Source organism: Niveibacterium microcysteis, from assembly GCF_017161445.1.
Taxonomy (GTDB): domain Bacteria; phylum Pseudomonadota; class Gammaproteobacteria; order Burkholderiales; family Rhodocyclaceae; genus Niveibacterium; species Niveibacterium microcysteis.
Genome location: NZ_CP071060.1, coordinates 3,373,531 through 3,384,288, shown reverse-complemented (window position 1 = coordinate 3,384,288; position 10,758 = coordinate 3,373,531). Strand labels below are relative to the sequence as shown.

Genomic DNA, 10,758 nt, shown 5'->3' with positions numbered 1-10,758 from the left:
GTATTGTCCTGGAGCTTTCATGTACCGCTTTATGCAAGTGCTCGCCATGGTGTTCATGCTCGGTCTGGCAACCGCTGCTGGCGCCTACCAGACTGAGTTGAAGGATGACTATCAGATCAAGATCTCCACGATCACGACGGTTGCGCTCACCAAGCAACAGGTTCGCGATGCCGTCTTGTCCGGCGGTCTGGCGCACGGTTGGGCGCTCAAGTCGGAGGCGCCCGGTCGTCTTGTGCTCGAACTGGAACACCGCGGCAAATATCGCGTCGAGATCGCGGTCAGCTATGACGAAACGCAGTACAGCATTACCTATGTTTCCAGCGATAACCTGCGGTACAGCGAGACGGCCGATGGCGCGCGGATGATCGACAACGCCTATTACCGTTGGCTGTCGTCTCTGACAAAGGCGGCCAGCACTGCGCTGCGCAACGTGCGCGCTGCGCCCTGACCGCGGAACTGCGACGAATGTCGTTCTCGATGATCCGCGTGGGTCTGTTCGCGCTGCTACTCGGGGCTGGGTTCTCCAGCAGTGTGTCGGGCGCCGTGCCTGTTCCTTTGGTCAATCCGGCGCCGATCAAGACTGCGACGCTCACCCGCGTTAAGTTGAGGGCACCTCAGGTCCGCGCGGCGATCATCGCGGGCGGCGCAGCCCAAGCATGGATGCTGAAATCCGAGGAAGCGGACCACGTTGTGCTCCGCTTTGAAAAGGGGCGCTATGCGGTGGAGGTCAGGCTGCCGTACTCGGAAGAGGGCTACCGCATTGAGTATCTCAGCAGCCGTAACCTTGACTATCAGATCGCTGAGCTCGATTCGCGTCCGAACGTTTTTCCCGAGATCGGCGTCACGAAGCCGACCGGACCGGTAATACACCCGGCATATACGCGCTGGACCGATGCTCTATCCCGCTCGATCAACGCCTTCATCGTCGGAACGCGCGCGGAGTGACGATCGCAGCTTCCCACTCCGTCTTGCTCGCCTGTCGGGAGGCAACGGGCGACCGCCTTGATGCCGCAATGATCCCGGGCCGGGAAACTGACGCGGCATGATCGTCGCCGGCGGCGCTGACCATGCCAGACAACGCCTGATCGGCATGAACCTGTACTGAATAATGATGAACGCCGTGAATGAACTGTTCCGCCCCCGCAAGTTGTCGGCGCTTGATGCGCAGTACGACGCCCAGCGCATCGCTTTTGCGCCAGTCGTATTCCAGTGTGTACGCGTCGCCTGGAAGCGCGGCATGCTGGACGCCCTGGCCGGCGCCGCGAAGGCTGGCTTGACGACGGAAGACCTGGTGCCAATTGGCCGCCTGTCGCGTTATGCGGTTGGCGTGCTGATGGAAACGGCGCTGTCGGCTGGCGTGGTCTCGCGAGACCAAGACCGCTGGTATCTGACCAAGACCGGGCACTTTGTCGTGTCTGACCCGCTGTTCCGCGTCAATGCAGATTTTGTGCACGATGTCTGCTACATCGGCCTCGCGGATCTGGAGGCCTGCCTTGAACAGGAACGCCCCATCGGGCTGCGCGCACTTGGCGACTGGCCCACGATTTACGAGGGGCTCTCGATCCTTCCGGAGCCGGCACGCAAGAGCTGGTTCGATTTCGACCATTACTATTCCGACTCTGCATTCCCGGACGTGCTGCCGCACGTCCTTGCCCATCAGCCTGCGCGGCTCATGGATATTGGGGCGAATACCGGCAAGTTTTCCCGCATGTGCCTGCAGCAGGATCCCGCGCTTCACGTGACGATGCTGGATCTACCTGTGCAGCTCAACGTCGCGCGTCAGACGCTTGCCGATGCTGGCGTGCTTGATCGCGCCACCCCTTACGAAATCGACCTGCTCGACGAGACGGCCGCTTTCCCCGGCGGACAGGACGTGGTCTGGATGAGCCAGTTCCTTTGTTGCTTCTCCGAAGAGAAGATCAGCAGCATCCTTGCACGCGCCGCGGCCGCGTTGGCCGATGGTGGGCGGGTCCTCGTACTGGATACCTTCTGGGATCGCCAGCAGCACGAAGTTGCGGCCTATTGCCTGATCAATACGTCGCCGTATTTCACTGCGCTTGCAAGCGGCAATAGCAAGATGTACGAATCGCGAGCCTTCATTGACTGTGCGCGTCGCGCCGGCCTGCAACTGGCTGACGTCCGTGACGGACTTGGAATTTGCCACTCGCTGCTGTCGTTTGCCCGAGCCTGATTCAGAAACTCCCGGAACTTCACATATGAAACTGTTTCCCTCGATCTCGCGCGCCTTGTGCTTGGCGTTGACTGTTGCAACGCTGGCCGTATTTGCAACCCCTGCGCTCGCCGGACGGAGTACTCCGCTTGTCAATCCGCCGGCAGTGGTGATTCCGGCCACTGCAGGGAAAGCTTGGACCGAGATTGAAGTCCGTGACGCGATCGTAAGAGGCGGCGCCGCCAAGACGTGGGTCTTGAAGTCGGAGCAGCCAGGGCGTGTCGTCCTTGCAGTGGATGTGCGCAGTCGCCATGCCGCTGAGGTGGCGATTACGTACGACGCGAAATCCTACCGTGTGGAATATCTCTCCAGCGTGAACCTGAACTATCGCAAGACGGAACAGGGCGAGGTGATTCATCCCACGTACATCCGCTGGGTGCGCGGTTTGATGGCTGAGATCAACAAGGGTCTTGGAATCCAGTCCACGCAAGCCGAGCCGGCCGACGCCGACGAACTGTGATCAGCGCGGGCGCGCATGCGCATCAACCTCTACGTCCCGTGCGCGCGCCGGGTTCGGGCACGAAGCGTGTCCTCGTCGTAGGTGGGTCGCAAAGCGGCCAGCTCGACCGGATCCTCGACCGCATCGTTGCCCCGCTTCATTGCAGTAGCGCGGTCGAAGTTGATCGCTGGCGGCTCGACGGGTTCGATCGATACCCTTTCCCGTGGGGCTTCTGGGAATTTCTCGACGCATTCCCGGAGTCGGTGCAACAGGATGCGCCGCCGCTTCGCACTATTCCGGCGCAGGCCGACGACTACGACCTGATCGTGCTGGGTTATCAGGTCTGGTTTCTGTCTCCATCGCTGCCGGTCACTGCCTTTCTGGAGAGCCCCCAAGCGCAACGACTCCTCGCCGGGAAGCCCGTGGTGGCCGTTGCCGCTTGCCGCAACATGTGGATGGCGGCATGGCAGAAGCTGCGCACGCGACTTGAGGCGATAGGCGCACGCGTCATTGATCACGTGGTACTGGTCGATCAGGGTCCGACACTCGCCACCTTCATTACTACGCCACGCTGGCTGCTTACAGGGCGCCGTGATCCTTTGTGGGGCATGCCGGCCGCGGGGGTGTCCGATGCTGAGATCAAAGCGACTGAGCGATTTGGCAAAGCCCTCTGTGTGGCGCTAAGCGAGGATCGCGAGCAGGGCGCTTCGCCTTTGCTGACGGGTCTGGGCGCAGTCAAGGTCGAGCCACGCCTCGCGCTGTCCGAACGCGCTGGCGCCCGGGCTTTCTCGGTGTGGTCGCGCATCGTTCGCGCAGCGGGCAAGGCCGGGCAGCGTCGCCGGCGCCCGGTGCTGTTCTTGTTCGTAACCTATCTGGTGTTGGCCATCGTCACGATCGTGCCGCTGAGCCTGGCACTGCAATCTTTGCTCGCGCCGCTGCTGCGCAAACGCTTCGAACGCATCCGTGCTGAATTCGAGGCGCCGTCCGGCAGCGGCACTGAGCGTATCCAGTCTCATGTCTGAACCGTCTTACGCGTACATCACCCGCATTGCCAGCGTGCTGCCCAATGCGCCCATTGACAACGAGCACATGGAAGATGTGCTCGGCCGTGTCGGCCCGGATCGTTCGCGCGCGCGCCGTGTCGTGCTGCGCAGCAACGGCATCCGCTCGCGCCACTATGTGCTCGATCCGGCGACCGGCGAGCCGCGCCAGAGCAATGCGCAGCTCACGGCGGCTGCGGTGCGCGCACTGGCGTCGGCCGACTTCGATCCGGCGACGATCGACTGCCTGGCATGTGGCACCTCGCTGCCCGACCAGCTGATGCCCAATCACGCGGTGATGGTGCACGGCGAATTGGGTATCCCGGCCTGCGAAGTCGTGGCGACCGCTGGCATCTGCCTGGCGGGCACTTCCGCCTTGAAATATGCCTGGATGGCGGTGATCTCCGGCCAAGCCGAGCATGCCGTTTCGACTGGTAGCGAAGTCGCATCGATGATGATGCGCGGCCGCAATTTCGCGCCAGAGCGCGATGCGCGGGTCGCTGAACTGGAAGCGCGGCCAGAGATCGCCTTCGAGAAGGACTTCCTGCGCTGGATGCTGTCTGATGGTGCCGGGGCGATGTTGGTGGAGCGTTCGCCACGAGCGGGCGGGCTTAACCTGCGAATCGACTGGATGGAGTTGTCGTCTGCAGCCCACGAATTGCCGGTTTGCATGTACGCCGGTGGCGACAAGGACGAGGCGGGCAACTTCCACGGCTGGCTCGCCTACGATCCCGCTACGCGCGACCGGGATTCGGTGATGGCGGTGAAGCAGGACGTCCGCCTGCTCAACGACAACATCATCGAACACACGCTGCGGCGACCGTTTCCCCGCGTGATTGAACGTCGTTGCCTGCGTGCGGCAGACATCGACTGGTTCTTGCCCCACATGTCGTCCGAGTTCTTCCGCGACGGCATCGCGCAAGGGCTGCGTGACGTGGGCTTCGAGATTCCGCAGTCGCGCTGGTACACCAACCTTTCGGAATGCGGCAACACCGGTGCCGCTTCGATCTACATCATGCTCGATGGCCTGCTCAAGAGCGGGCGGGTGGAGCCTGGTCACCGTATCCTGTGCGCGGTGCCGGAGAGTGGACGCTTCTCCAGCGGCTATTTCCATCTGACGGTGGTGTGATGCGCGACGAACAGGTTCCGCAAGACAGCGGGCGCGTGCTCGCCGGCCATCGCAAGGCCGTTTATGCGCAGGGCGCTGACGGTCGCTTGCATGTGGTTGCCTCGACCGGCTGGGAGGCGGAGGAAATCGTCAACCTGCAGGCGGTGGACGAACTCCAGCGCCTTGCCGAGGATGCCCGCGCGCGCGCCCTTGCCGGCCTGGCGTCACCGCTGGAATACCACATGTATCGTGCGCGCATGGACCTCGATCTGCTCGCACAGACATCCGGCGTATGGCGCTGGCGAATCCGTCGCCATTTCCGGCCGGCCGTGTTTGCGCGTTTGTCGCCACACGTGCTGCAGCGCTACGCTGCGGTGCTCGGCTGCAGCGTCGACGCGCTTCGCCGTGTGGAGGACCTATGAGTACCCCCGCGTTCGAGCACCGGCAAGCAAGTCACTGCGAAAGCGGCGTCGTGTCGGCGTTGGTGCGTCATAGCGGCGTCCAGATGTCCGAGCCGATGGCTTTTGGGCTGTCGTCTGCGCTGTCGTTCGCCTACCTGCCCTTCATCAAGCTCAACGGCCTGCCGCTGATCGCCTACCGCATGCCACCCAAGTCGATTCTGCGCGGCCTGCGCAAACCGCTGGGCTGGAAGATCCGCTTTGAGACATTCCGTTCGCCGAAAGCCGGGCGCGAACGCCTCGACCGGTTGCTCGATGCCGGGCATGTCGTCGGCTTGCAGACCTCGGTATTCTGGCTGCCGTACTTTCCGCAGGATCTGCGTTTCCATTTCAATGCGCACAACCTGCTCGTGTTCGGCCGCGAACAGGATGGTTACCGGATCAGCGATCCGGTCTTCGAGGAGCCGGTGGTCTGCGAGGCCGACGCGCTGGAGCGCGCGCGCTTTGCGCGTGGCGTGCTGGCACCAAAGGGCCTGCTCTATTACGCGGAGACCCCCGCGCAGGTGCCAGACTGGAACGCGGTACTCCCCGCCGCGATGCGTCGCACCTGTCGCATCATGCTCAAGACCCCGCTGCCGTTGATCGGCGTACGCGGTATCCATCGACTCGCGCGCGCCGTGCGCCGACTGTCGATGGAGGATGCACGTGCGAGCAAGCTCTTCGTTGGCCATATCGTGCGCATGCAGGAAGAGATCGGTACCGGCGGCGCGGGTTTCCGGTTCATCGAGGCCGCATTCCTGCAGGAGGCGGCCGAGCTGTTAGGCCGCCCGGTCTTTGCCGAACATGCGCAACAGCTGATCGAGATCGGCGACGCGTGGCGTGAGTTCGCGCTGACCGCCGCGCGGATGTGCCGCGACCGCGAACCGCTCAACCCCGCCCGACTGGCCGATGCGCTGGACGCGATGGGCCATCGGGAGAAGGCGTTCTTTCAGGCGCTGGAGCGCAGCCTGTGATACTCGCCGCCGAGGCGCTCAGCTTTCGCTATCCGAAGGCCGCCAGCGTGGCGCTCGATTCGGTGTCGCTGCGCATATCCGCTGGCGAGGTGCTCGGGCTGCTCGGGCCGAACGGCGCGGGCAAATCGACCCTGATCGCTCTGCTGGCGGGCGTGATCATGCCGACCACGGGGTGCGTGCGACGTGACGCGGCATTGGACTCTGCCGGTCGCGTCGCCTGGGTGCCGCAGGATTTCGCTTTCTACCCGATGCTCAGCGCGCGCGAAAACCTCGCGGTGTTTGCTGGCGTGCTCGGGTTGCGTGGCGCCGAATGCGCCGCACGCGTCGAACGTGCGATCGCCTACGGCCAGCTTGCAGCGTTTGTCGACCGGCCTGCACGGACGCTCTCGGGCGGCATGAAGCGGCGTTTGAACCTCGCGCTCGGGCTGCTGGGCGATCCGGCTGTCTTGCTGCTTGACGAGCCGACCGCCGGCGTCGACCCGCAATCGCGCGCTTTCCTGCTCGACACGGTGCGCGCATTGCGCAACGAGGGGCGGGGCGTGATTTACACCAGCCACTACATGGAAGAAATCGAAGCGGTCGCGGATCGCGTCGCGATTCTCGACCACGGGCGCGTCTTGGCCGAAGGCACACTGGATTCCGTATGCGCGAAGGCGGGCACGCACGCTCGCATTGCGCTTGGCGGCCCACTGCCGGCGCCGCTGGCGCAGGAATGGCAAGTGCGCTATGCCCTCAACGTGATCGGCCCGCAAACCTGGTCGCTGACGCTCGGCGCCCCCGAGGAACTCGGCGGCGTGCTTGACGCGCTGCGTCGCCACAACGTGCCGCTGCGCAGCGTGCAGTGTGGCCGCGCCACGCTGGAGGATGTGTTCCTCCAACTGACCCAGCGCGCGCTGAGGGACGACGCATGAGCCGTTTGTTAGTCCGCCTGCTCGCCCTGTGGCGCAAGGAGGCGCTTGCGCTGCTGCGCGATCCCCATGCGCTGGCGGCGCTCTTCGTGATGCCGGCAGTGTTCATCCTGATCATGTCCTTCGCCTTGCGCGACGCATTTGATCCGGCAGCGCTCAAGCCGCGCAGCGTGCTGGTGCAGCAGGACGAGAGCCCCGCTGCGCGCGCCTTGGTGGCCGCCATGCGGCGTTCGGTGTCCGGGTTTGATGAGGCCCGCGAGGTGTCGCTGGCGGATGCGCGGCGCGCCGTGGGGCGGGGCGACGCGGCGTTCGCGGTTGTGCTGCAAGCTGGTGTCGGTACCGCGATCCTGGGCCCCGAGCCCGGTGCGGCAGCGGCGAAGGTTCAGATTCTGGTAGATCCGGCGGTGGCTGTGGTGGCGCAGCAGGCGATGCGTCAGCAGGTGGCCGCCGTGCTCGGCCAGGTGCAGGCGAGCGAGATGTCGCGCCGTGTGCAGGCGCTGATGGGGGTGCCGTTGCCGGTGCCGATGGATTCCGTGGCACTGCCCTTGATGCAGCGCGCCGACGGCCGCAGCCTGAAGCCGAGCGCGGTGCAGCAGAGCGTGCCGGCATGGCTGATCTTTGGCCTGTTCTTCGTCGTGATTCCGCTCGCACCGGTCTTCATCGCCGAGCGGCAGTTCGGCACCCTGCTGCGCCTTCGTGCGATGGGGGCGTCACCGGCCTTGCTGATCGCCGGCAAATTGCCACCTTTCGTGCTGCTCAATCTGCTGCAGGCGTGTCTGATGTTCGCGGTTGGGGCCAGCCTGGTGCCTGCGCTTGGCGGCGAGGCCCTGCAGTTGCCGGGAGCGGGTGGGCTGGCGGCGCTGGCGCTGGTGTCGGTCTCAGTGTCGGCGGCTGCGATCGGTTGGGCCTTCCTCGTCGCGTCGATCGCCCGTACCTCTGAGCAGGCCACGGTCATCGGCGGCGTGGGTAACATCCTGATGGCCGCGATCGGCGGCGTGATGGTGCCACGCTTCATCATGCCCGCCGCGATGCAGCCCCTCACGCAAGTCTCGCCGATGGCCTGGGCGCTGGATGCTTTTCATGCGGTGTTGTTGCGCGATGCGCCGCTCGCCGATCTCGCACTGCCGATGCTTGCCTTGCTGGGCTTCGGTGCAGCCTGTTTGATTCTCGCTGCGTGGGCGCTGCAACGTTCGCGCGCGACAGCCTGAACACAACCATGAGCACGAATGAACTGACCGTGGCGCTCAAGCGCCTGATCGTCGACACCTGCGAGAAGGACTTGCCGCCGGAAGCCTTGAGCGATGATGAACCGATCTTCGGCCCGCAGGCGCGCCTGGCGCTCGATTCGCTCGATGCGCTGCAGCTTTCGATGGCGCTGCAGAAGCGCTATGGGGTTCGGCTGACCGATAGCAAGGAGACTCGGCGCATTCTCGCGAGTGTGGCATCGCTTGCCGACTACCTGCAGGACAAGGCTCCGCGCCTGACATGAGGATCACCGCCCGGGCGCTCGTTTCGGCAGCAGGCTTGAGTCTCGCCGACGCGGTGCACTGCGCATTGGAGGGCGAACGCGCGCTGGCGTCGCGCGAAGGGCGCCCGTTTGCAGCGATGCCGCTGGCAGGTGAGTGGGGGCATCGCCTTCACGGTGCCCTGGATCTGCTTGCCCAGGCGTTGCCGGCGCCGGCGGACGCTTTGCTCAATATCGGTTCCTCGTCCTGGCAGATTGGGGGCGCCGAGCGCGCCGAGCGCGTTGGTGTGCTGGCCGGGTCGCCGCCGACTTTCGCGGCGGGCATAGCCCATCGCCTGGGCATCAGTGCTTCGCCGCGTTGCTTTTCTGTGGCTTGCGTGTCGGGCCTTGCCGCGCTCGATGCCGCGCAGGTGGAGCTGGCTACAGGTCGTGCCCGGCAGGTGCGCGTAATCGGACTGGAACTGGACAATGCGTTCACGCGGCAGGGCTTCGCCGCCATGCAGCTACTCTCGTCGACGCCCTGCAAGCCATTCGATCGACAGCGTGATGGCTTGATGCTCGGCGAGGCGATTGGCGTACTGGATTGCGATGCACGCGACGGCGCCGGCTGGCATCTGAGCGGGAGCGGCTCGGCGCTGGACCGAAGCGGGCCAACGTCGGCCGATGCATCGGGTGAACCGGTGGCAGCTGCGATTCGCCTGGCGCTGCGCCGCGCCGGCCGAGCCCCGGCTGATATTGGTGTCGTCAAGCTGCATGGCGCGGGCAGTCCGATGACCGAATCCGCTGAGGCAGCCGGCTTGCGGGCCGTGTTTGACGAGGTGCCGCCCTGTGTGTCGTTCAAAGGCCTGATAGGCCACACCCTTGGCGCTAGTGGCCCGGCAGAGATTGCGTTGCTGACGGCTTGCCTTGACCAAGGCTGGATGCCGGCAACGTTGGGCTTTGACGCCGCGGACCCTGCTCTGGGCATCGCGCCATCTACCACGGCGCGGCGCTGGGACGGTCGTCCGGCGCTCGTGCTGGCGATGGGTTTTGGCGGTCAGGTATGGGCTGGCGTGCTGGAGCACCGGGTATGAGTCGCGTCGTCCAACAAAGCCGCAATACCTTCGACGAGGCAGGTGCTCGCGCCTGTCTGCGGGCCCGGCTTGGGGCCGTGCCGCGCCGCTTGGGGGGCTGGACTGAACTTGCGCTGGCCGGCGCGTTGTCGATTGAAGTGCCCGCGGGTCCGGTCGGCTTGATCCTGGGGAGTGCGTTGGGGCCGGTGAACGAGACGCTCGGCGTGCTGAACGATGTACTTGATGGCGCACCCACGATGCCGTTTGGTTTCATGCAATCGCAGCCCGCGATCAGCTTGTCGGTGATGGCGGCGCAGTGGCCACAGATCATCCGAACAACCTGCATGCTGGCCGACGACGATTTCTGGGACTTTGCCGCACGGTTGGCGGACCACTGGGCATTGGACGGCGTCGAGTCGGTGCTGGCGGGTTGGGTAGATAGCGATGCGAGGCGATCGGATTGGATTTTGTTCGCCCTCGACGCCACCTGAATCGCTGTGCACTCGCGACACAGTGCGAAAGATTGCCGCGCCACATCGACGGGCAGGGACGTATAAGCTTGCCGGGCTGCGGTATGCCATTTGCAGTTTGCCTCGGCGTGCGCGCAAGAATCTGGAACAAGGGGAGCACGGCTTCCCGCATGGAAAGGAAAACGATGAAACGACAACTGTTGCTGGCCGCGATGGCCGTGAGCCTTGCCGCGCCGGTCTGCGCACGCGATACCGAACTGCACCTGCCGATCCAGGACGCGATGAACCGCGCGGATGCGCAGGCCAAGCTGAACGACGGCGTGAAGTTCTATTTCGGCAAGCAGAAGTACGGCAAGGTCGACAAGAGTCTCGGTGACGATGTCGCCAACACCAAGACCAACGCCTTCAACAAGAGCGACGAGGAAGCCTGTTACTGGACCTTCCTGTCCGCGATGATCAAGCTGCAAGAGAAGGCGAAGAAACTCGGCGCCGACGCGGTCGTGGACATCGAGAGCTACTACAAGAAAGAGCCCTTCGTCAGCGACACCGAGTTCGAATGCCATGCGGGCGGCCTGATGGCCGGTGTTGCGCTGCGTGGCCGCTACGTGAAGCTGAAGTAAGCGCTGTTTGGGCGG

14 protein-coding genes are annotated in these 10,758 nt (G+C 64.5%); all 14 read left to right on the top strand.

Features of this window, described 5'->3' with window-relative positions; genetic code table 11:
* The first annotated feature begins 19 nt into the window (after positions 1-19).
* The 14 genes from JY500_RS15325 to JY500_RS15260 all read left to right on the top strand — a co-directional run bounded on the left by JY500_RS15325 (position 20) and on the right by JY500_RS15260 (position 10,743).
* Positions 20-448: a hypothetical protein gene (locus tag JY500_RS15325; RefSeq protein ID WP_206253703.1), complete on the top strand. Its 429-nt coding sequence runs from the start codon at positions 20-22 to the stop codon at positions 446-448.
* A 17-nt stretch (positions 449-465) separates the two neighbouring features.
* Positions 466-945: a hypothetical protein gene (locus JY500_RS15320; RefSeq protein ID WP_206253702.1), complete on the top strand. Its 480-nt coding sequence runs from the start codon at positions 466-468 to the stop codon at positions 943-945.
* 166 nt (positions 946-1,111) lie between these two features.
* Positions 1,112-2,191 carry a class I SAM-dependent methyltransferase gene (locus tag JY500_RS15315; protein WP_206253701.1) on the top strand — a complete coding sequence of 360 codons (1,080 nt, stop codon included), beginning with the start codon at positions 1,112-1,114 and terminating at the stop codon, positions 2,189-2,191.
* Between the two features lie 25 nt (positions 2,192-2,216).
* A complete protein-coding gene (locus JY500_RS15310; protein ID WP_206253700.1) occupies positions 2,217-2,690 on the top strand; it encodes a hypothetical protein in 474 nt (157 codons plus the stop codon).
* A gap of 38 nt (positions 2,691-2,728) precedes the next feature.
* The gene (locus JY500_RS15305) at positions 2,729-3,691 is read left to right on the top strand and encodes a flavodoxin family protein (protein WP_206253699.1); all 963 of its coding nucleotides are present in this window, start codon (positions 2,729-2,731) and stop codon (positions 3,689-3,691) included.
* Positions 3,684-4,838 (top strand): beta-ketoacyl-ACP synthase III, encoded by a 1,155-nt coding sequence (locus JY500_RS15300; protein WP_206253698.1) that lies wholly within the window; start codon positions 3,684-3,686, stop codon positions 4,836-4,838. Before JY500_RS15305 ends, JY500_RS15300 begins: the two co-directional genes overlap by 8 nt.
* Positions 4,838-5,239, top strand: a complete 402-nt coding sequence (locus JY500_RS15295) for a DarG family dialkylresorcinol biosynthesis protein (protein WP_206253697.1) — start codon at positions 4,838-4,840, stop codon at positions 5,237-5,239. Before JY500_RS15300 ends, JY500_RS15295 begins: the two co-directional genes overlap by 1 nt.
* Positions 5,236-6,228, top strand: coding sequence for a BtrH-related acyltransferase DarH (gene darH, locus JY500_RS15290; protein WP_206253696.1), 993 nt, complete (start codon positions 5,236-5,238; stop codon positions 6,226-6,228). The genes JY500_RS15295 and darH overlap by 4 nt, the downstream gene beginning before the upstream one ends.
* A complete protein-coding gene (locus tag JY500_RS15285) occupies positions 6,225-7,139 on the top strand; it encodes an ABC transporter ATP-binding protein (RefSeq protein WP_246479646.1) in 915 nt (304 codons plus the stop codon). The genes darH and JY500_RS15285 overlap by 4 nt, the downstream gene beginning before the upstream one ends.
* A complete protein-coding gene (locus JY500_RS15280; protein WP_206253695.1) occupies positions 7,136-8,344 on the top strand; it encodes an ABC transporter permease in 1,209 nt (402 codons plus the stop codon). The genes JY500_RS15285 and JY500_RS15280 overlap by 4 nt, the downstream gene beginning before the upstream one ends.
* Positions 8,345-8,352: 8 nt before the next feature.
* Positions 8,353-8,625 (top strand): phosphopantetheine-binding protein, encoded by a 273-nt coding sequence (locus tag JY500_RS15275; RefSeq protein ID WP_206253694.1) that lies wholly within the window; start codon positions 8,353-8,355, stop codon positions 8,623-8,625.
* Entirely contained in the window at positions 8,622-9,674 is a 1,053-nt protein-coding gene (locus JY500_RS15270; RefSeq protein WP_206253693.1) for a beta-ketoacyl synthase N-terminal-like domain-containing protein, read from the top strand. The genes JY500_RS15275 and JY500_RS15270 overlap by 4 nt, the downstream gene beginning before the upstream one ends.
* Positions 9,671-10,144 carry a hypothetical protein gene (locus JY500_RS15265; protein WP_206253692.1) on the top strand — a complete coding sequence of 158 codons (474 nt, stop codon included), beginning with the start codon at positions 9,671-9,673 and terminating at the stop codon, positions 10,142-10,144. The genes JY500_RS15270 and JY500_RS15265 overlap by 4 nt, the downstream gene beginning before the upstream one ends.
* Before the next feature lie 164 nt (positions 10,145-10,308).
* Positions 10,309-10,743, top strand: coding sequence for an excinuclease ATPase subunit (locus JY500_RS15260; RefSeq protein WP_172197656.1), 435 nt, complete (start codon positions 10,309-10,311; stop codon positions 10,741-10,743).
* Positions 10,744-10,758 lie beyond the last annotated feature (15 nt).

Excerpts from the sequence above, each read along its gene's own strand:
- JY500_RS15325 (WP_206253703.1), top strand. The coding sequence starts at position 20 with ATGTACCGCTTTATGCAAGTGCTCGCCATGGTGTTCATGCTCGGTCTG.
- JY500_RS15320 (WP_206253702.1), top strand. The coding sequence starts at position 466 with ATGTCGTTCTCGATGATCCGCGTGGGTCTGTTCGCGCTGCTACTCGGG.
- JY500_RS15315 (WP_206253701.1), top strand. The coding sequence starts at position 1,112 with ATGAACGCCGTGAATGAACTGTTCCGCCCCCGCAAGTTGTCGGCGCTT.
- JY500_RS15310 (WP_206253700.1), top strand. The coding sequence starts at position 2,217 with ATGAAACTGTTTCCCTCGATCTCGCGCGCCTTGTGCTTGGCGTTGACT.
- JY500_RS15300 (WP_206253698.1), top strand. The coding sequence starts at position 3,684 with ATGTCTGAACCGTCTTACGCGTACATCACCCGCATTGCCAGCGTGCTG.
- JY500_RS15295 (WP_206253697.1), top strand. The coding sequence starts at position 4,838 with ATGCGCGACGAACAGGTTCCGCAAGACAGCGGGCGCGTGCTCGCCGGC.
- darH (WP_206253696.1), top strand. The coding sequence starts at position 5,236 with ATGAGTACCCCCGCGTTCGAGCACCGGCAAGCAAGTCACTGCGAAAGC.
- JY500_RS15280 (WP_206253695.1), top strand. The coding sequence starts at position 7,136 with ATGAGCCGTTTGTTAGTCCGCCTGCTCGCCCTGTGGCGCAAGGAGGCG.
- JY500_RS15275 (WP_206253694.1), top strand. The coding sequence starts at position 8,353 with ATGAGCACGAATGAACTGACCGTGGCGCTCAAGCGCCTGATCGTCGAC.
- JY500_RS15270 (WP_206253693.1), top strand. The coding sequence starts at position 8,622 with ATGAGGATCACCGCCCGGGCGCTCGTTTCGGCAGCAGGCTTGAGTCTC.
- JY500_RS15265 (WP_206253692.1), top strand. The coding sequence starts at position 9,671 with ATGAGTCGCGTCGTCCAACAAAGCCGCAATACCTTCGACGAGGCAGGT.
- JY500_RS15260 (WP_172197656.1), top strand. The coding sequence starts at position 10,309 with ATGAAACGACAACTGTTGCTGGCCGCGATGGCCGTGAGCCTTGCCGCG.